The organism is Pseudomonas sp. GW821-FHT02H06 (genome assembly GCF_059421525.1).
Genome location: NZ_JBWKVD010000002.1, coordinates 543946 through 562805, shown reverse-complemented (window position 1 = coordinate 562805; position 18860 = coordinate 543946). Strand labels below are relative to the sequence as shown.

Below are 18860 nucleotides of genomic sequence, written 5' to 3'. Positions count from 1 at the left end.
TTCCATGCGCCGTGCCCGCAGCACCAAACCCGTCGCGACGCTGCGCTCGCCCTTGCTGTGCCTGGCGGCGGCCGTCGCCTTGAGCGGCTGCACCACCGCGCCGACGACCCTTGAGCCGGACAACGGCATGCTCCGCGAGGCGCTGGACGGAACCGGAAGCCAACGCCGGCCGGTCGACCCGCGCAGCGAACAAATACCGGTCCAGGCACAAGCCAGTCCCGCGGACAGCTCGACGGCGACTACCGGTTCCCGGCAAATCATCAGGGGCACCCAGCGTTTCGTGAAAGCACCGGCGCCAGCCGCCGCAACGCCACGCGCGGCGGAAGGCGACATCGTCTTCAATTTCGCCAACCAGCCCATCGAAGCGGTGGTCAACAGCATCCTCGGCGACATGCTTCACGAGAGCTACACCATTGCCCAAGGGGTGAAGGGCGAAGTGAGTTTCTCCACGTCTCGGCCGGTCAACCCGCAGCAGGCGCTGTCGATTCTGGAGACCCTGCTGTCGTGGACCGACAACGCGATGATTCGCCAGGGCAATCGCTACGTCATCCTTCCGGCCAGCCAGGCGATTGCCGGCAAGCTGGTGCCGGAAATGGCCGTGGCCCAGCCCTCTGCCGGGTTGTCGGCGCGGCTGTTCCCGCTGCGCTACATCTCCGCCACCGAGATGCAGAAGCTGCTCAAGCCGTTCGCCCGGGAGAACGCGTTCCTGCTGGTGGACCCGGCGCGCAATGTGCTGAGTCTGGCGGGCACTGCTGAGGAGCTGGCGAACTATCAGCAGACCATCGACACCTTCGACGTCGACTGGCTCAAGGGCATGTCGGTGGGCGTGTTCGGCCTGCAACGGGCCTCGGTGAGCGAGCTGATGCCGGAGCTGCAAAAGCTGTTCGGCCCGGACAGCGGCATGCCGTTGGCGGGGATGGTGCGTTTTCTGCCGATCGAGCGGACCAACTCGGTCGTGGCGTTTTCGTCCCAGCCCGAGTACCTGAACGAAGTGGGCACCTGGATTCGCACCATCGACGAGGGCGGCGGCAACGAGCCGCAGCTGTACGTGTACGACGTGCGCAACATGAAGGCCACCGACCTGGCGAAATACCTCAAGCAGATCTACGGCACGGGCGCGGTACAAGAGGAGAGCGCGGCGAAGGTCGCGCCGGGTTTGCGCACGCGCTCGATGTCGTCGTTGACGGGGGGCACGTCTGGCGGTCTGGGTTCAGGTAGCGGATTGAGTGGCAGCGCCGGTTTGAACAGCAATGGCCAAGGCGGCATGTCCCAGAACGGGACTCAGAACACAGCGACCTCAGACGACGAGCAGGAGCAAGACGCGGACACCGGCAGCGACAGCGGTTCCGACGACAGTTCGACATCCGGCGCTGCCACCTCGGGCAACGGGCAGAAAGGGCTGGACTCGACCACCCGCATCTCGGCGCAGAAAAGCAGCAACCAACTGCTGGTGCGCACCCGTCCTGCGCAGTGGAAGGAGATCGAAGCGGCGATCAAACGTCTGGACAACGCGCCGCTGCAAGTGCAGATCGAAACGCGGATTCTCGAGGTCAAGCTGACCGGCGAGCTCGATCAGGGGGTTCAGTGGTACCTCGGACGCCTGGCCGGCAATTCCACCAGCACCACGGTCGCCAACACTGCCGGCAGTCAGGGGGCACTGGGCGGAGGCGGTGCCGGGCTGGGTTCGACCGATTCGCTGTTCTATTCCTTTGTCAGCACCAACCTGCAAGTGGCGATTCACGCGCTGGAAACCAACGGCCGCACCCAGGTGCTGTCGGCGCCGTCGCTGGTGGTGATGAACAACGAAAGCGCGCAGATTCAGGTCGGTGACAACATCCCCATCAGCCAGACCACCGTGAACACCGGCACCTCGGACACCACCCTCAGCAGCGTCGAGTATTTGCAGACCGGCGTGATTCTCAACGTCGTCCCGCGCATCAACCCGGGCGGTCTGGTGTACATGGACATTCAGCAGCAGGTCAGCGATGCCGACGACACCGTGACGGTGAACGGCAACCCGCGCATCTCGACGCGCTCGGTGTCGACTCAGGTTGCTGCGCAAAGCGGGCAGACCGTGTTGCTCGGCGGGCTGATCAAGCAGGACAACAGCGAGAGCGTCAGTGCCGTGCCGTATCTGGGTCGGGTGCCCGGGCTGGGCTGGCTGTTCGGCAATCGCAGCAAGTCAAAGGACCGCACCGAGTTGCTGGTGCTGATCACGCCGCGGGTCATCAACAGCAGCAGCCAGGCACACCAGGTCACCGACGATTATCGTCAGCAGATGCAGTTATTAAACGGCTCAGGCGCGCCACAAGCCCTGCGCTAGACGCTCGCGCAGCTGTAACAAAGTTTTCCGGGGTGCGCAGTGTGGGCGCTAATATGGGCGGGAACGCTTGCGAACGGTGGCTCGGAGCTCCCGCTTTCGCCCACTTCCCACACGGGAGCCATCACCGGCCCCAACACGGAAAACCAACAATGATCTTGAGAGTGACTGGGGTGGTGATGGCGATTTTCGCCATTGCCCTGTTGTACATGGGGGCGCAACTGGTGGCCGCCGGCGGCTCGGCGGCGTACTCGATGATTGCCCTCGCGGTATTGGCTTCGGCGGTGCTGCTGATCCTGAAAAGGAAAGCGGCGCTGACGGTGTATGCGCTGCTGATGTGGGGGATACTGATCTGGATCGTCTACGAGGTCGGCTTCGACAAATGGCAGTGGATTCCGCGCGGCGACCTGTTCGCGCTGCTGGGTCTGTGGCTGGCGCTGCCGTGGGTGGTGCGTCCGCTGTACAAGGCGCAGAACCCGGGCGACACGCGCCGCTTCCACCCGTTTCTGGGTGGCACCGTGGGCGTGATGATGCTGATCGTGCTGGCGGTGATGTTCTACGACCCGTACCCGGTGGCGGGCAAGATCGACACCCCGCAGGCAGCGCGCAGCACGGGCGAAGCCGCTAACGATTGGGTCGCCTACGGCGGCACCAACGACGGTCAGCGTTTCTCCAGCCTTGACCAGATCAATGCCGGTAACGTGAAGAAGCTGTCCGTGGCGTGGGAATACCATACCGGCGATCTGCGCGATGCCGCCAAAGACGCCGGCGAGTACACCTTCGAAGCCACGCCGCTGAAGGTCAACAACCGGGTCTATGTCTGCACGGCGCACAACGAAGTGCACGCGCTGAACCCTGAAACCGGCAAGCTGGACTGGAAGTGGGCGCCGGAGAAAAACCGCTCCTACCTGCAGCAGCATCAGACCTGCCGTGGGGTCAGTTACTACGCCCCTGCTGAGACCGCCGCTGCCAGTGCAACGCCGGAGCAGTGCGCCAAACGCATCCTCACCGCCACGACTGACGCGAAGCTGGTAGCCCTCGACGCCGATACTGGCAAACTGTGCAGCGATTTCGGCAACAACGGCGTGGTCGATCTCAGTGCCAACATGGGCGAGATCCGCCCCCACGCGCTGATGCAGACCGCCGCGCCGCTGATTGCCGGTGATCTGGTCATCGTCGGCGGTTCGGTGATGGACAACGGCTACAACGACGGCAACCCGTCGGGGGTGATCCGCGCCTACAACGCCGTAACCGGCACGCTGGTGTGGAATTTCGATCCGGCCAACCCGGCCATGACCCAGCCCATCGCCGTCGATCAGACCTACCCCCAGGACACACCCGTGGCGTGGGGCACCTTGAGCGCCGATATGAAGAACGGTCTGGTGTTTGTGCCGTTCGGCAACGCCTCGCCGGACGAGCTCGGCATCAACCGCGACCCGAACAGCAACACGGAAAAATTCCGCGACACGCTGGTGGCCTTGGACCTGAACACCGGTGCGTTCAAGTGGAAATTCCAGTCCTCGAACAACGATCTCTGGGACCGCGATAACCCGTCGCAGCCGACGCTGATGGACGTGGGCAAGGCGGGCAGCCAGCAACCGGCGCTGCTCCTGCCGACCAAAGTGGGCAACATCTTTGTGCTGAACCGGCTGACCGGCGAACCGATTTTCCCGGTCGATCAGGTCAAGGTGTCGACCCAGGGCGGCGTGCCGGGCGAGCATTTCGCGCCGACCCAGCCGGTGTCGAAGATCAACTTCATCCCGGAACCGCTGAGCGAGAAGTCGATGTGGGGCCTGACGCCGTTCGATCAGATGTCCTGCCGCACGACCTTCAACACGCTGCGCTACGACGGCAATCCATGGACGCCGAGCACCGAGCAGGGCTCGCTGATCTTCCCGGGCAACATCGGGGCGTTCAACTGGGGCTCGGTGGCGGTCGACCCGGATCGGCAGATTCTGATCGCCGCGCCGGTGCGTCTGGCCTACACCTATCACCTGATCAAGCGCACCCCGGAAACCGCCGAGAAACGGCTGTTCACCCAGGACGGCACGCCGTACTGGAACGAGAACTTCAACGGTGACTACGCGATTCGCATCAAGCAGTTCGCTTCGGCGCTGGGCGTGCCGTGCATTGCGCCACCGTGGGGCCGCATGGTCGGCGTTGACCTGACCACCGGCAAAACCGAGTGGATGCGCCGGACCGGCACCACCCAAAACCTCAAGACCTCGTTCCTGCCGGGCCGCTTCCCCATCGGCTTCCCGATGGGCATGGTGGCCCACGGCGGTCCGCTGGTGACGGCGGGCGGTGTGGTGTTCCATGGCGCCACGGCGGACAACTTTATCCGCGCGTACGACATCAACACCGGTGACGTGCTCTGGGAGAAGGAGCTGCCCGCGGGCGGTCAGGCGACGCCTTCGACCTACCTGGGCAGCGACGGCAAACAGTACGTCGTCATCTCGGCCGGCGGGCACGGCTCGCTCGGCACCACGTTGGGTGACAGCGTGATTGCGTTTCGTCTGGATTGATTGACCGACGTGTGAAAAGGCCGTGACGCAGTGGTGCGTCACGGCCTTTTTTGTGATGGCATCCCGCACATTCTTGGGTGCTCACACCGGCCTGTTCCCGGCTGAAGCCGGTCCTACTAGGGATATGCGGTCGTGCTGTAGGACTGGCTTTAGCCGGGAAGGCGCCGGATGTCACACCGCTGAATATGTGCCGCTCACACTAGCGTCTTCCCGGCTGAAGCCGGTCCTACAAAACTGATATTCAGCATCCCCGTCAGCCCTAAAAAACGATATCCCGGTAGAACGCTTTCAGCGTATCAACGAACTCTTCGGACAATTTCGTCCGCACTTGGGCCGGGGCCCACATGACATAGGTGGGGAAGAGGATCTGCGGCACGAACGGGCGGATGACGATGTCGCGATGGCGATAATCCCGGGCCACCAGCGGGTGGGCGAGGGTGATGCCCATACCCAGTGCCACCATCTCGCAATTGATCGCGCTGTACTGCGCCTCCACGGTCATGACCCGTTCCACGCCCGCCTGCTCGAACAGGCCATCGACCAGCGCACGGGTGCCGTCGCCGTGGCACAGCGAAACAAAGGTCTCTCCCTCCAGGTCGGTAAAGGTGATCTCTTTCCGGCTCGCCAATGGATGAGCCGCCGGCAGCACGCACACCGCCGCCACTTCACTGAGCAACTCGATCTGCTGACTGTCGACATCGCCGGGGTGCACCACAATCCCCACGTCGCAGAACTGGGACTTCACCCATTGCTCGACGGTGGGCGAAGAGTTCACGTGCAGGGAAACCGTCAGCTCCGGTCGCGACTCGGTAAACGCCTTCAGCACTCGGGGAATCATGCTCAGCCCGGTCGAAGGCACCGCCGCCACCCGCAAGCGCCCCGTGCCGAGATTGCGGATGTTCTTCGCCGAGAGTTTGAGGCTGTCCAGCCCGACATAGGCGCGCTCGACCTCCTGAAAAAACGCCTGACCCTCCTGGGTCGGAATCAGCCTGACGCCCGCTCGCTTGAACAGGGTCAGCCCGGTGCTGAGTTCCAGTTGGGCTATCAGCCGGCTGATGTTGGGTTGCGAGGTAAACAGCACCTCGGCGGCAGCGGTCATGGAACCCAGGCGCATGACGCTGCGGAAGGCTTCGATCTGTCTCAGGTTCACGGCGCGCTCCATATCAAATATGAATAACTAAGGCGGATATCCGTATTTGACCATATGGAGGGGCGGTCGCAATACTCGAACCAGCCACCCATAGCGCACTTGAAGATGCGCCACCCCGCGATGGATTCGCCGGGAGCATGCACGCTGCATGCACGGCCTCGGTTCACGCCGAAGCGACTGACGCATTGTTCGATCTGCCCCACGCACTTCGGAGATAGTCTGTGAATAGCCTTGACCTTCCCTCAGCAGCACGACCGTTTCGTCCCTTCCATCGCAATGCCGTGGCGATTGCCCTGACGCTCGCAGCAATCAGCAGCACGCCGGCCTTCGCCGAGACCACGCTGTACGTGGCCGGGGTCGGCGGTTCCACCGAGCAGATGTACAAAAACCGCGTCATTCCGGCCTTCGAAAAACAGCACAACGTCAAGGTCGTCTACGTCGCCGGCAACTCCACGGAGACCCTGGCCAAGCTGCAGGCGCAGAAGGGCCGTCAGCAGATCAACGTCGCGATGATGGACGACGGCCCGATGTACCAGGCGTTGCAGATGGGCCTGTGCGAAAAGCTCAGCGACGCGCCGATCTACAAGGACCTTTATCCGTTGGCGCGGCTGAGCCCTGAAGCCACGGGGATTGGCGTGGTGGCCACCGGTATCGGCTACAACGAAGACGCGTTCAAGAAGCGCGGCTGGGCGGCACCGGATTCCTGGGAAAACCTCACCGACCCGCGTTTCAAGCAACTGCTCGGCATGCCGCCGGTGACCAACACCTACGGCCTGCACACGCTGGTGGAAATGGCCCGTCTGAGGGGCGGCGGCGAGAAAAACATCGACCCCGGCTTCAAGGCGCTCAAGGATGAAATCGGCCCCAACGTGCTGGCATGGGTGTCGGCGCCGGGCGAGATGGACGGCATGATGCAGAACGGCGACATCGTCATGGCGGTGTACGGCAGCGGTCGGGCCGTGGCGTTGCAGGGCACCGGCTTCCCGCTGAAATTCATCTACCCGAAGGAAGGCGGCATCGCACTGCAGGTCGCCGCGTGCAGCGTGACCCCCAACGCGCAATCCGACCTGGCCCAGGCGTTCATTCAGTACGTGCTGTCACCTGAAGTGCAGGAAATCCAGGCGCGGGAGAATGGGTTTGCGCCGGTGAACCAGACCGTCAAGCTGCCGGACGACGTCGCCGCGCGGATGCCGTACGGGCCTGAGAAGGTCAACGCGCTGATCAAGGTCGATTGGGAAACCATCAACCAGCAGCGCAGCGAGTGGACCACGCGCTGGAACCGCACCGTCGAGCGATAGCGGTCGATCTACCGATCCCTTTCGCTGATCGACAGTCGCTGATCGACGTAAGCGCCGATCTTCCCCAGCACCCTTCCGGAGACGCAGGTTCGCCTGCGTGGCACGCCCATGGCATTTCTCACCCTTGAAGGCATCGTCAAGACCTACGGCACGTTCAGGGCCATTGACGGTTTGAACCTGGAGGTCCGGCATGGCGAGTTCATCGCTTTGCTCGGCCCGTCCGGGTGCGGCAAGACCACCACGCTGCAATCCATCGCAGGCTTCGTGCAGCCCACCGAAGGCCGGATCGTCCTCGACGGCCGCGACATCACCCACGTGCGGCCCGAGCAGCGCGGGCTGGGCATCGTCTTTCAGAGCTATGCGCTGTTTCCGCACATGACCGTGGCGCAGAACATCAGCTTCGGCCTGGAAATGCGCGGCGTACCCAGGGCCGAGCGCGGCAAGCGCGTCGACGAAGCGCTGGATCTGGTTCGCCTTGCTGGCCTCGGCGAGCGTTACCCGAAAGCCCTGTCAGGCGGGCAGCGCCAGCGGGTGGCGATTGCCCGCGCCCTGGCGATCCGTCCGAACCTGCTGCTGCTCGACGAGCCGATGTCCAACCTCGACGCCAAGCTGCGCGAAGAGATGCACATCGAATTACGGGCGATTCAGCGCGAGCTGGGCATCACCACCATTCTGGTGACCCACGATCAGGTCGAAGCCATGACCATGAGCGACCGCATCGCAGTGATGCAGAAGGGCCGCATCGTGCAGATCGACACCCCCTTCGAAGCCTACGAGCGGCCGCATTCGCCCTTCGCGTCGGCGTTCCTCGGCAAGACCAACGCCTTCGCCGGCGCCGTGCAATTGCGCAACGACCGATGCTGCCACGTGCAGGTCCACGACACGCTGATGCACGTGCCCCACGAAGACCGCGCGCTGGGCAATGACGTCAACGTCTACATTCGCCCGGAGAAAATCCGTCTGGTGGCGCTGGGCAGCGGGCGGTTTTCCGGGCCCGTCCGGCTGCGGGTGTTTCTCGGCAATCTGTGGCTGATGGCGGTGGAAAGTCGCCTGGGCCTGGTGCACATGACCCTGCCAAACCTCGGCACGCCGCCGCCGGAGGAGGGCAGTGAGGTTGGGCTGGACTGGTCGGATGACGACCTGCGCCTGCTGGACCGGGAGGTCACCCATGGCCAGGTATGACGCCGAACGGGTGGGCGTGGCACCGTGGCTGCTGAGCGGGCCGGCATTGCTGGTGTTCATCGCGCTGTTGCTGGCGCCCTTGCTGCTGACCGCCGTGCTGTCATTGAACCTGTTCAGCGACACGGACGGCGTGGTGCCGAGCTACAGCCTTGGTAATTACCTCGAAGTGTTCAAGGACGATTACTTCCACGAGATCTTCCTGCGCACCGGCGGCATGGCCCTGGCGGTCACGGTGTTGTGCGTGCTGTTGGGCATTCCGGAAACCATCATCATTGCGCGCATGGCGCCGCGCTGGCGTTCGCTGTTCCTGCTGGTGGTGTTGGGACCGCTGCTGATCTCCGTGGTGGTGCGGACCTTGGGCTGGGCGATTCTGCTGGGCAATAACGGCCTGATCAATGATGCCCTGCAAGCGCTGGGCATCACTGACCAACCGGTGAAAATGCTGTTTACCCAGGTCGGCGTGGTCATTGCCCTGACCCACGTGTTGGTGCCATTCATGGTCATTGCGGTCTGGGCCACCCTGCAACGGCTGGACCTTCAAGTGGAGTGGGCGGGCCTGTCCCTCGGCGCATCGCGGCTGACGGTGTTCCGCCGGATCATCCTGCCGCAGATCATGCCCGGCGTGCTGTCCGGCTCGATCATCGTCTTCGCCCTGGCCGCGTCGGCCTTCGCCACCCCGGCGATCATCGGCGGCCGACGCCTGAAAGTGGTGGCGACAGCAGCGTATGACGAGTTCCTCGGCACCCTCAACTGGCCCCTCGGCGCGGCCATCGCGATGCTTCTGCTGCTGGCGAATCTGATCATCATTCTGGGTTGCAGCAAACTGGCCGAGCGCCGGTTCAAGCAAGTCTTCGAGTAGGCGACCATGCACAGGAACGGATTTTTCTCGCTGCTGTTCCATTCGCTGTTCGTCACGTTCATCGTCGCGCCGCTGGTGGTGGTGATGGCCATGGCGTTCACCAGCAAGGGCTACCTGTCGCTGCCCACCGAGGGCCTGTCGCTGCGCTGGTTTCGGGCGCTTGCGGACAACCAGGACATGCTCGACGCCTTCGCGCTGTCGATCAAACTCGGCCTGGCGTCGGCGACCATTGCCGCCTTGCTGGCGATACCGGCGGCACTGGCCATCAGCCGTTATGACTTTCCCGGCCGAGGCGCGGTAACCGGGTTTCTGCTGTCGCCGCTGATGATTCCCTCGGTGGTGCTCGGCATCGCGTTCCTTCGCTTCTTTTCCCTGGCGCAGATCGGCGGCTCGTTTTGGGCGCTGACCCTGACCCACGTGATTGTCGTGCTGCCCTATGCGCTGCGCCTGACGCTGGCCTCGACCATCGGCCTTGAGCGGGACATCGAGCACGCCGCGCTGTCCCTCGGTGCCAGTCGCTGGACGGCGTTCTACCGGGTGGTGCTGCCGCGGATTCGCACCGGTGTGGTCGGCGGCTGGATGCTCGCGTTCATCCAGAGCTTCGACGAACTGACCATGACCGTGTTCGTCGCCACCCCCGGTACTACGACGCTGCCGGTGGCGATGTACAACCAGATTTCCCAGACCATCGACCCGTTGATCACGGCGGTGTCGACGGTGCTGATCGTCGGCACCTTGCTGCTGATGCTGATATTGGACCGAATGGTCGGATTGGACCGGGTCTTGATTGGAGAAGGCAAATGAGCCAGGGCACACAGAGCGTCATTCACTCGGACGTGATCGTCATCGGCGGCGGGCTGGTGGGGACGGCAGTCGCTTACGGCCTGGCCCGCAGCGGCGCCGACACCGTGGTGCTGGACCAGGGTGACGATGCGTTTCGCGCCTCCCGGGGCAATTTCGGGCTGGTCTGGGTTCAGGGCAAGGGCCACGATTTGCCGGACTATTCGCGCTGGACGCGTTCCTCGGCGAGCCGTTGGCCGGACTTCGCCCGGGCGCTGATGACCGACAGCGGGGTGGACGTGCAGCTCCGTCAGCCCGGCGGCTTCCACATGTGCTTCAGCGATGAGGAGCTGATCGAGCGGCAATCGCGTCTGCAAACCCTGCAGGACGCCCTCGGCGACTACCCCTTTCAGATGCTCGACGCCGCCGACCTCAAGGCGCGCTTGCCCTTGATCGGCCCGTCCGTGGTGGGCGCCAGTTACACGCCCCAGGACGGTCACGTCAATCCGCTGAAACTGCTACGCGCGCTGCACACCTCGGCCCAGGCCAAAGGCGCGCGGTTTTACGGCGGCATTCAGGTGGATCGCATCGACGGTGCAACCGGTGAGTTTTGCGTCACTGCCGGCACTCAACGCTTCATCGCGCCACGGGTGGTGCTGGCGGCCGGGCTGGGCAATCCGGGGCTGGCCCGCCAAGTGGGGCTGCATGCACCGGTGGCGCCGAACCGCGGCCAGGTGCTGGTCAGCGAGCGGGTCCGGCCGTTTCTTGATCACCCGACGGTCCACGTTCGGCAGACCGACGAAGGCACCGTGCAACTGGGCGACTCAATGGAAGAGGTGGGGTTCGACGACAGCACCTCCACCCACGTGCTTGAAGCCATTGCTCGACGCGGTGTCGCGACCTTCCCATTGCTGCGTGAGGTGCGGCTGATTCGGGCCTGGGCGGCGCTGCGCGTCCTGAGCCCCGATGGATTTCCCATTTATCAGCAATCGGCCAGCCACCCGGGCGCCTTCGTGGTGACCTGCCACAGCGGCGTGACCCTGGCCGCCGCCCATGCCCTGCGCATCGCGCCGTGGGTGATGGGCGGTGCCATGCCTGACGAGCTCGGCGCATTCGCCGGCGAGCGTTTCCTGACTGACAAGGTGTTTTCCCATGCGCACTGATCCGCTGTTTCAACCGGTCATGAGTGAAGTCAGGTCGACGCGGACTGTCAGCCTCAGCTTCAACGATCAAACCCTCGAGGTGCCAGCGGGCATTAGCGTGGCAGCGGCACTGCTGATGTCCGGGATCAACCGTTTTCGCGCGACGCCTGTGAGCGAATCGCCTCGGGCGCCGTATTGCATGATGGGCGTGTGCTTCGAGTGCCTGGTGGACATCGACGGCGTGCCCAACCGCCAGAGTTGCCTGATCGAAGTGGCGGACGGCATGCGCATCCGCTCCCAGGAAGGCGCGCGGGACCTGATTTTCCAGCCCGGCGATGTGCAGAACGCCGATGTGCAAACCGCCAGTGTGCAGACCGTCGAGGTGCAGTCATGAACGATCTTTTTGGCGGTGTCGTCGACGCTGTGGACGTGGTCGTCGTGGGCGCAGGTGCCGCCGGCATGGCAGGCGCGGTGGCCCTGGCCGGGCTCGGTTTGCAGGTGGTGTTGCTCGACGAGCAGGGCAGTCCGGGCGGGCAGATTTATCGCGGCATCACCCTCGCGCCCCTGTCGCGAAGGGATCTCCTCGGCGCGGATTACGCCCATGGCAACGTGTTGGCCCAGGCCCTGGCGTCGTCATCGGTGCGTTATGAAAAAGGCGCGGCGGTCTGGCAGGTGACGCGGGATCATCAGGTCAGCTACCTGCGCGACGGACGCTTGCACACGCTTCAGGCCAAGGCCGTTCTGCTCGCCACTGGTGCCATGGAGCGGCCGTTTCCCATTCCGGGCTGGACATTGCCCGGTGTCATGAGCGCGGGCGCCGCGCAGATTCTGCTGAAGAGTGCCGGTCTCGCGCCGACCGAGCCGGTAGTGCTGGCCGGCTGTGGCCCGCTGCTGTACCTGCTGGGCTGGCAATACCTGCGCGCGGGCGTGCCGATCAAGGCCTTGGTCGACACCACTCGGCCGGAAGATTACTGGCGGGCGCGGCGTCATCTGTTCGCGGCGCTGCGCGCCTGGCCGTACCTGCGCAAGGGCCTGGAGTTGATGCGCAGCCTGCGCAGCGCCCGCATCCCGCACCACACCGGCGCCGAGCAATTGGCGATCGAGGGTGAGGACGCCGCCACGGCGTTGACCTTCACCGTGGCCGGCAAGGCTCAGCGGATCGACGCGCGCTGCGTGCTGTTGCATCAGGGCGTAGTCCCGAACATTCAATTCAGTCAGTCGTTGCGCGCACGCCATGTCTGGGACGTCGATCAGTTGTGCTTCAGCCCGGTGGTCGACCCGTGGGGTGAGCTGGACGTGCCGGGGATGTTCGTCGCCGGTGACGGGGCCGGCATCGGCGGTGCCCAGGCCGCGGCCCTGCAGGGTGAGTTGGCGGCGCTGGGCATTGCGCAACGGCTGGGCAGGTTCGATACAGGTCAGCGTGATGAACGGGCAGGGCCGCTGCGTGAAAAGCTGGCGCTGAACCTGCGCATTCGGCCGTTTCTCGATGCGCTCTATCAGCCGAAGGAAGCGAACCGCATCCCCGCCGATGAGGTCATCGTCTGCCGCTGCGAGGAAGTCACGGCGGGGGACCTGCGCAAATTCGTCGCCCTGGGCTGCGCCGGCCCCAATCAAGCCAAATCCTTCGGCCGCTGTGGCATGGGGCCTTGTCAGGGGCGGATGTGCGGGCTGACGGTCACCGAAGTGATCGCCAAGGCCCGCGGCGTGTCGGCGGCAGAAGTCGGTTACTACCGCATTCGCCCGCCGATCAAGCCCATCACCCTGGGAGAGCTGGCCGGTGAGTGAGGCACGGGCAAGGCACAGCGACGTGCTGGTGATAGGCGGCGGCATTCAAGGTCTGAGCACTGCGTTGCACTTGGCTCAGCGCGGCGTCGAGGTCACAGTGCTGGAGGCTGATTACTGCGGCCGCCATGCGTCCGGGGTCAACGCGGGCGGGGTGCGCACCCTCGGCCGTCACGATGCGGAAATTCCCCTAGCGCTGTCGTCGCGCGCTCTGTGGCATGACCTGGCGCGGACACTGGGGGATGACGGCGGCTTCGTGCCCAGCGGCCAGCTCAAACTCGCAGAAACCGCCGCCGAACTCGACGAATGCCGACGGCGGGTCGAACACTTGCAGCGCCTGGGTTTCACCCATGAAGTGCTGATCGACGCTCAACAGGTGTTCGAGATCATTCCTACGGTTGCCCGGCATGTGGTGGGCGGCATCTGGGTCAAGGATGACGGCTATGCCATTCCCTACAGAACGGTGACGAGCTTTCGGCTGGCGGCAGAGAAACTCGGAGTGAAGGTGCTTGAAATGACACCGGCCCAACGCATCGAGCAACGTGGCAGTGAGTGGCAGGTCACCACGCCCGCCGGGGTGTTCAGCGCCGGGCATCTGGTGATCACCGCCGGGGCCTGGGCGCGGGAGTTGGCCGACCAAGTCGGCGAATCGGTGCCGGCCCATCCCGAAGGCCTGATGCTGATGGTGACCCACCGCGTCGCGCCGTTTTGCGCGCCGGTGCTGGGAGCAACCGGTCGCTCGCTGTCATTTAAGCAGTTCGCCAATGGCACGGTGGTGATCGGCGGCAAACTGATTGGCAGCGTGGATTTCCCGGCGCGCCACGGCGAAGTGGACCTGGCACGCCTTGGCATCAGCGCGAGGACCGTCACCGACCTGTTTCCCCATCTCAAGCACCTGGGCGTCAATCGCGTCTGGGCCGGCGTCGAAGCGTTTACCGCGGATGATTTGCCGGTGATCGGCGCGAGCCGCAAGGCCAGCCATCTCAGTTATTCCTTCGGCTTCTGCGGCAGCGGTTTCCAGATGGGCCCCGGCACCGGCAAGCGCCTGGCGCAGCAGATCCTCGGCGAGCATTCGGACATTTCGCTGGAGGCGTTCGACATCGGCCGGTTTGATGACGCCCGTTGTAAAACGCCACATTTCGATATTCCGAGCGGCGCCTCTTTAGTCGCTCGATAACCCTTAATACCCTCCCTCCCATCAGGAGTTCACATGCTGGAAATCAATCGCATCGAAACAAACCAACGCATGAGCCGCGTCGTGCAGTGCAACGGCTTTACCTTCCTCGGCGGCCAGACCGCAACTGATCGCACGTTGGACATCAAGGGGCAAACGGCGCAAGTGCTGGAGAAGATCGACAACTACCTGGCCAAGGCCGGCCTCGATAAAACACGGATTCTCACCGCGCAGGTCTGGCTGTCGGATATCGCGGCAAATTTCGCCGGCATGAATGAAGTGTGGGACGCCTGGGCGCCGGAGGGGCACGCACCCGCGCGGGCCACCGTGGAATCACGCCTGGCGGCGCCGGATTTGCTGGTGGAAATCACAGTGGTGGCGGCGGGCTGAATCAGCCGGCTATGTAAATGCACTGCGCCGGGCGGGGTTTACCCCTGACCCGGCGTTGTCGCTCAAGGGCGGACAGACGCTTCGGCGGAGTTGGTCACCAGGTGATTCTGGGTCGCGCGGCGCTGCTGGGTGATCAGCACCTGGGGCACCGATGAACAGCGGTATTTGATGCCCTTTCTGGTCGGCATCACGGCAACGCTCTCCATGCATTCTGCGCGGGTCGAATACGCCGTCGGCTGGCTCTCGTCCAGACATCCTTCCCCACCGGAACACATAGTCATTACAACCACAAAGATGCTCTTCATTGCTCTCATTCCTTTTTGGCAAATCACGGCGCGGGACAGCGGGTGTGCGGCGATTTTGAGGGGAGGGGATGGCAGAAGGCAATGCGGCGGAGATGCATTTCGTCGGGAATATGACGCTTTTAGGCGTCGTGTTGATTTAGGTGTCGTTTGGCAGTCGGTAATTTGACGCCATCCTTTTTAAAGGGGTTTGCTTTACTCAAGTCTGGCGTCAATTCAATGCGCTGGCGTGGGTCTCCAGAACCGTTTTAGAGACCGGAATCTGGCTCGGACTCAACCACGCGCAACCAGTCCCAGCGTGCCTGATAGTCCTGCGCCTTTTTGCGGAACTGCGCCGGTTGCGGGAAGTTCGGGTTCATACGCAAAACCCCCGGTTCGAGCTCATCCAGGCCATGGGGCGCGTAGAGCTCGCCCGTGTCGATGTGCAATCCGACGCAGGTCGAGCAGATGAGGAAGCGGTCAATGCCTTCTTTCGCGGACTGGAGCGGCGGGTAGTCAGTGCCAAACCGGTCTGCAAACCACAGGTGCACGCGCGCCTGATTGCGCAGCTCCACTTTGACGTCCAGATCCTGAAAAAGCGCCTGCGCCGCGACAATGACGCGGTTCTCTGCCTCCCATGAGAGGTCCTCATCGAAATAGAACACGTCGTAATCATTCACGCCCCATTCGGCGGGACGGTCGGATAGCCGATTCCAGACCGCCTGAAACAGGCAGCCTGCGGTGAGCAGGGTCTGGTTGAGCCCCAGGGACGGCAGCCGCTCGACCAGTTGGGCGTTGATCGGGTTGGAGAGGGCGATATCGATGAGGCCGGAGGCAGTCAGTGTCATGTGGAGTTCCTGGGTGGGGCAGCTTTGGCAGCGAGCTCTGCTTGAAAAAACCGATCAGGGCGAGTCTGCGCGGGTGAATCTACCGCTGCTGTTTGCCTGCTCAAGCAGCGGCAGAACATCCTCCAATGCATTCACGGTAGTGACGGGCGCCGCTTCCGACTGCGGCCAGGGGTGAAACCCGCTTAACCACACTGCCTTCATGCCAGCGGATTCAGCGCCTTTGACGTCGTTGATCGGATGATCGCCCACGTACATGCATTCGCCTGCATCGAGCCCCAGCAGTTGAGCCGCCTGCAGAAAAATCCGCGGATCGGGTTTTCGCCAGCCTGCTGCCTCGGAGCTCACCAGATGCGTGACGTGCCGTGCAAAGGGGAGGCGAGCGACTGTGCGCTCGCGTGATCGCTGGGTGCCGTTGGAAATGATACCGACGGTGATGCCGTGTCCCAGCAGCGTGTCGATCAGCGTCCGAGCGCCCGGCATCTCGACGGTTTGCGCCGGGAACAGCTCGACCCAATGCGCTGCCAGCTCTGCCACGTCCACCGGTAGCCGCCATTGCAGGCGTTCAACCAGCGCTGATGCGACAGCCATTCTGATAGTGGGGTGAGGACTGTCCGCTGATAGATAACCGCCGTTGTCCTGAGCTGCAATCAGGTCGGCGATCAGCGCAAGATCATGGCTGCCAAGGTGCGATGCATACTCGCGCACAAACACTTCCGCGTAGGCATCGATGCTTTGCCGGCGATGGACCAGCGTGTTGTCGAGGTCGAACAAAACGGCGCGGATGTGCATGGGTGGTTCAACTCAAAATGTTGGACTCAAAGCGTCTGATTTATCGATCTTGCCCCCGCCTTGCGGCGCTGAGATACCTCGTATGACTAAATCCGCCTCCTTTGAACAGCACATTCTCTGGGGAGTATCAGATGCTCATTGTCTTGGCTGGTCTTCCCGGTGTCGATAAGACGACCTTCGCCAAGTGTCTGGCCGCAACGCCGGGGAGCTTCTATGCGAGGCCCGGCGTTGTCGCGAAAGGCAAGCATCCTGCGCCGTAACGCGATAGTCATAAACCAGACGGAAGGCAGGGCGGGTAACTCAAGTTGTGACGCGCTGGGCAGATAACCGTGATGTCAGTTACATACGCAACATTGTTCAAGGATCGAACCCATGACCCAGCGTCAATCCAGCCCCATTTCCGTTCTCCGCTCTCGGCGCTTTCTCGGGTTCACCCTCGTTCCGGTCGTGCCCGCCGTGGCCTGGATACTGTTCCAATCAACCTCTCTCCCCAACCTCATCGCGTGCGCGGCACTGGTTCTGATCGGCCTCGGCGCGGGGGTGTGGAGTGCTGTTTCCCAACGTGACGTGGTGCTGCGAGCCACTGCCCGGGCACAAGCGGAGCAGTCAGAGGCGGATGCGGCGAGCCACAGCGTGGCCTCGCGGGTACAACTCGATGAGGTGTTGCTGGGCGCCATGCCGATCTGGGCCCGGCAGGTGGAAAGCTCACGGCATCAGACCGAAGAAGCGATTGTGAATCTGACCAATCGCTTCATCGGAATCGCAGCGCGGTTGCAGGAAACGGTTCAGGCTTCCCAGCGCGCCGCCGGCGAACTCGACGGGCAAACCGCGGACGGGGCGCTTGAAGTGCTGTCCCTCAGCGAAAGCGATTTGAGCCAGGTGATCAACTCGCTCAAAGCCGCTCAAACCAGCCGTGACCAGACCTTGGCCCAAGTACGCGGTCTCACCGCGTATACCGGCGAACTGCGCACCATGGCCGCCGACGTGGCGGCGATTGCCGCGCAGACCAACCTGCTGGCACTCAACGCCGCCATTGAAGCGGCCCGTGCGGGTGAAGCCGGTCGCGGCTTTGCCGTGGTGGCCGACGCGGTGCGCAGCCTGTCGAGCAAATCCAGCGAGACCGGCCAGCAGATGTCGGCCAAGGTCGACATCATCAATAACGGCATCACCCAATTGGTGCACGCCGCCTCCAGCAGCGCCGATCAGGACAGTCAATCGGTGGCCGCGTCAGAGAACAGTATTCAAGTCGTCCTCGAACGTTTTCATAACATCACCGGCCGCCTGGCCGAATCCGCGGACCTGCTCAAGCAGGAAAGCCGGGGCATTGGTGACGAGATGACCGAGGTGCTGGTCGACCTGCAATTCCAGGACCGTGTGAGCCAGATCCTCAGCCACGTGCGCGACAACATGGACGACTTGCATGGCCACCTGCTCCAGGCCAGCGAGACCCCGGAGCAGGCGAAGTCCATCGATGCCCGCCAGTGGTTGGCGCGCATGGACGCCACTTACGCCACTGACGAGCAGCGGCGCACCCACCGTGGAGAGACGCCCGTGCAGCAGAACTCTCAAGACATCACCTTCTTTTAGGAGCCCCCTCATGGCGAAGAATGTATTAGTGGTCGACGACTCCAGCAGCGTGCGGCAAGTGGTAGGCATTGCCTTGAAAAGCGCCGGTTACGACGTGATCGAGGCGTGCGACGGCAAGGATGCGCTGGGCAAGCTCACCGGGCAGAAAGTGCACCTGATCATCAGCGACGTGAACATGCCCAACATGGACGGCATCACCTTCGTCAAGGAGGTCAAGAAACTGGCCAGCTACAAGTTCACCCCGATCATCATGCTGACCACCGAATCCCAGGAGTCGAAGAAGGCCGAGGGCCAGGCGGCGGGTGCCAAGGCGTGGGTGGTCAAGCCGTTCCAGCCCGCGCAGATGCTGGCAGCGGTGTCGAAACTCATCCTGCCCTGAATCCTTGCGCGAGGGAGTCTGCGATGCCGATCACCATCGAAACACTCGACGACAGCACCTGCGTCAGCATTGACGGCGAGCTCACGATCTACTCCGTCGCCGAACTGGCGGGCGCGCTATTGCCGCAGATGGGTGGGGCGCCACGCCTGAAGCTCGACCTCTCGCAGGTCACCGAAATGGATGGAGCGGGGCTGCAGTTGCTCGCGGTCATCCAGCGTGAAGCCAACAACGCCGGCACCGCGTTAAGCGTCACCGGCCAGAGCGTGGCGGTCACGCAGGCCCTTGAGCTGTGTCGCAAAGCGGCCTCATAGCCAGCGCCCGCCACGCCAGTCTCAGCCACGTTCATTGCACGTTCATTGATAGACAAGGAAGGT

Annotated in this window: 18 protein-coding genes; 14 read left to right on the top strand and 4 right to left on the bottom strand. The window is 63.4% G+C overall.

The window, feature by feature from the left end:
• The first annotated feature begins 4 nt into the window (after window positions 1-4).
• Entirely contained in the window at window positions 5-2323 is a 2319-nt protein-coding gene (gene gspD, locus AC07VF_RS05660) for a type II secretion system secretin GspD (protein WP_495009371.1), read from the top strand.
• 149 nt (window positions 2324-2472) lie between these two features.
• Window positions 2473-4845 carry a membrane-bound PQQ-dependent dehydrogenase, glucose/quinate/shikimate family gene (locus AC07VF_RS05655; protein WP_495009315.1) on the top strand — a complete coding sequence of 791 codons (2373 nt, stop codon included), beginning with the start codon at window positions 2473-2475 and terminating at the stop codon, window positions 4843-4845.
• Window positions 4846-5104: 259 nt separating this feature from the next.
• Here AC07VF_RS05655 and AC07VF_RS05650 read toward each other — a convergent pair whose 3' ends face one another.
• Entirely contained in the window at window positions 5105-5995 is an 891-nt protein-coding gene (locus AC07VF_RS05650) for a LysR substrate-binding domain-containing protein (RefSeq protein ID WP_495009316.1), read from the bottom strand.
• Window positions 5996-6216: 221 nt separating this feature from the next.
• On the opposite strand from AC07VF_RS05650, the gene AC07VF_RS05645 reads away from it, so the two are divergent.
• The 9 genes from AC07VF_RS05645 to AC07VF_RS05605 all read left to right on the top strand — a co-directional run bounded on the left by AC07VF_RS05645 (window position 6217) and on the right by AC07VF_RS05605 (window position 14602).
• On the top strand, window positions 6217-7293 hold the full coding sequence (locus AC07VF_RS05645) for an ABC transporter substrate-binding protein (RefSeq protein WP_495009317.1): 1077 nt from the start codon (window positions 6217-6219) through the stop codon (window positions 7291-7293).
• A gap of 108 nt (window positions 7294-7401) precedes the next feature.
• Window positions 7402-8475, top strand: coding sequence for an ABC transporter ATP-binding protein (locus tag AC07VF_RS05640; protein WP_495009318.1), 1074 nt, complete (start codon window positions 7402-7404; stop codon window positions 8473-8475).
• Complete coding sequence (locus AC07VF_RS05635) at window positions 8462-9334, top strand: ABC transporter permease (protein WP_065990802.1); 873 nt, start codon at window positions 8462-8464, stop codon at window positions 9332-9334. Before AC07VF_RS05640 ends, AC07VF_RS05635 begins: the two co-directional genes overlap by 14 nt.
• A 6-nt stretch (window positions 9335-9340) precedes the next feature.
• Complete coding sequence (locus tag AC07VF_RS05630) at window positions 9341-10138, top strand: ABC transporter permease (protein ID WP_495009319.1); 798 nt, start codon at window positions 9341-9343, stop codon at window positions 10136-10138.
• The gene (locus AC07VF_RS05625; RefSeq protein ID WP_495009320.1) at window positions 10135-11277 is read left to right on the top strand and encodes an NAD(P)/FAD-dependent oxidoreductase; all 1143 of its coding nucleotides are present in this window, start codon (window positions 10135-10137) and stop codon (window positions 11275-11277) included. Before AC07VF_RS05630 ends, AC07VF_RS05625 begins: the two co-directional genes overlap by 4 nt.
• A complete protein-coding gene (locus AC07VF_RS05620) occupies window positions 11267-11650 on the top strand; it encodes a (2Fe-2S)-binding protein (protein ID WP_192173854.1) in 384 nt (127 codons plus the stop codon). The genes AC07VF_RS05625 and AC07VF_RS05620 overlap by 11 nt, the downstream gene beginning before the upstream one ends.
• Window positions 11647-13041, top strand: a complete 1395-nt coding sequence (locus AC07VF_RS05615) for an FAD/NAD(P)-dependent oxidoreductase (protein ID WP_495009321.1) — start codon at window positions 11647-11649, stop codon at window positions 13039-13041. Before AC07VF_RS05620 ends, AC07VF_RS05615 begins: the two co-directional genes overlap by 4 nt.
• 22 nt (window positions 13042-13063) lie before the next feature.
• Window positions 13064-14215 (top strand): NAD(P)/FAD-dependent oxidoreductase, encoded by a 1152-nt coding sequence (locus AC07VF_RS05610; RefSeq protein WP_495009322.1) that lies wholly within the window; start codon window positions 13064-13066, stop codon window positions 14213-14215.
• 36 nt (window positions 14216-14251) lie between these two features.
• Window positions 14252-14602 carry a RidA family protein gene (locus AC07VF_RS05605; protein WP_407073248.1) on the top strand — a complete coding sequence of 117 codons (351 nt, stop codon included), beginning with the start codon at window positions 14252-14254 and terminating at the stop codon, window positions 14600-14602.
• Window positions 14603-14664: 62 nt separating this feature from the next.
• On the opposite strand, the gene AC07VF_RS05600 is transcribed toward AC07VF_RS05605, so the two are convergent.
• The 3 genes from AC07VF_RS05600 to AC07VF_RS05590 form a co-directional block, all read right to left on the bottom strand.
• A complete protein-coding gene (locus AC07VF_RS05600) occupies window positions 14665-14907 on the bottom strand; it encodes a hypothetical protein (RefSeq protein WP_192173851.1) in 243 nt (80 codons plus the stop codon).
• Window positions 14908-15152: 245 nt separating this feature from the next.
• Window positions 15153-15731 (bottom strand): nucleotidyltransferase family protein, encoded by a 579-nt coding sequence (locus tag AC07VF_RS05595; RefSeq protein ID WP_495009323.1) that lies wholly within the window; start codon window positions 15729-15731, stop codon window positions 15153-15155.
• 54 nt (window positions 15732-15785) lie between these two features.
• A complete protein-coding gene (locus tag AC07VF_RS05590) occupies window positions 15786-16520 on the bottom strand; it encodes an HAD family hydrolase (RefSeq protein WP_495009324.1) in 735 nt (244 codons plus the stop codon).
• Window positions 16521-16892: 372 nt separating this feature from the next.
• Between AC07VF_RS05590 and AC07VF_RS05585 the strand changes: the two genes are divergently transcribed.
• The 3 genes from AC07VF_RS05585 to AC07VF_RS05575 are packed head-to-tail and all read left to right on the top strand — an operon-like array spanning window position 16893 to window position 18797.
• The gene (locus tag AC07VF_RS05585; protein WP_495031050.1) at window positions 16893-18107 is read left to right on the top strand and encodes a methyl-accepting chemotaxis protein; all 1215 of its coding nucleotides are present in this window, start codon (window positions 16893-16895) and stop codon (window positions 18105-18107) included.
• 10 nt (window positions 18108-18117) lie between these two features.
• Window positions 18118-18486: a response regulator gene (locus AC07VF_RS05580; RefSeq protein WP_065990830.1), complete on the top strand. Its 369-nt coding sequence runs from the start codon at window positions 18118-18120 to the stop codon at window positions 18484-18486.
• Window positions 18487-18509: 23 nt separating this feature from the next.
• A complete protein-coding gene (locus tag AC07VF_RS05575) occupies window positions 18510-18797 on the top strand; it encodes an STAS domain-containing protein (RefSeq protein ID WP_495009325.1) in 288 nt (95 codons plus the stop codon).
• Window positions 18798-18860: the final 63 nt, after the last annotated feature.

Bases quoted from the DNA above. Each gene is read 5' to 3' on its own strand.
- gspD (WP_495009371.1), top strand. From the start codon at position 5: ATGCGCCGTGCCCGCAGCACCAAACCCGTCGCGACGCTGCGCTCGCCC.
- AC07VF_RS05655 (WP_495009315.1), top strand. From the start codon at position 2,473: ATGATCTTGAGAGTGACTGGGGTGGTGATGGCGATTTTCGCCATTGCC.
- AC07VF_RS05640 (WP_495009318.1), top strand. From the start codon at position 7,402: ATGGCATTTCTCACCCTTGAAGGCATCGTCAAGACCTACGGCACGTTC.
- AC07VF_RS05635 (WP_065990802.1), top strand. From the start codon at position 8,462: ATGGCCAGGTATGACGCCGAACGGGTGGGCGTGGCACCGTGGCTGCTG.
- AC07VF_RS05630 (WP_495009319.1), top strand. From the start codon at position 9,341: ATGCACAGGAACGGATTTTTCTCGCTGCTGTTCCATTCGCTGTTCGTC.
- AC07VF_RS05625 (WP_495009320.1), top strand. From the start codon at position 10,135: ATGAGCCAGGGCACACAGAGCGTCATTCACTCGGACGTGATCGTCATC.
- AC07VF_RS05620 (WP_192173854.1), top strand. From the start codon at position 11,267: ATGCGCACTGATCCGCTGTTTCAACCGGTCATGAGTGAAGTCAGGTCG.
- AC07VF_RS05615 (WP_495009321.1), top strand. From the start codon at position 11,647: ATGAACGATCTTTTTGGCGGTGTCGTCGACGCTGTGGACGTGGTCGTC.
- AC07VF_RS05600 (WP_192173851.1), bottom strand. From the start codon at position 14,907: ATGAAGAGCATCTTTGTGGTTGTAATGACTATGTGTTCCGGTGGGGAA.
- AC07VF_RS05595 (WP_495009323.1), bottom strand. From the start codon at position 15,731: ATGACACTGACTGCCTCCGGCCTCATCGATATCGCCCTCTCCAACCCG.
- AC07VF_RS05590 (WP_495009324.1), bottom strand. From the start codon at position 16,520: ATGCACATCCGCGCCGTTTTGTTCGACCTCGACAACACGCTGGTCCAT.
- AC07VF_RS05585 (WP_495031050.1), top strand. From the start codon at position 16,893: ATGACCCAGCGTCAATCCAGCCCCATTTCCGTTCTCCGCTCTCGGCGC.
- AC07VF_RS05580 (WP_065990830.1), top strand. From the start codon at position 18,118: ATGGCGAAGAATGTATTAGTGGTCGACGACTCCAGCAGCGTGCGGCAA.
- AC07VF_RS05575 (WP_495009325.1), top strand. From the start codon at position 18,510: ATGCCGATCACCATCGAAACACTCGACGACAGCACCTGCGTCAGCATT.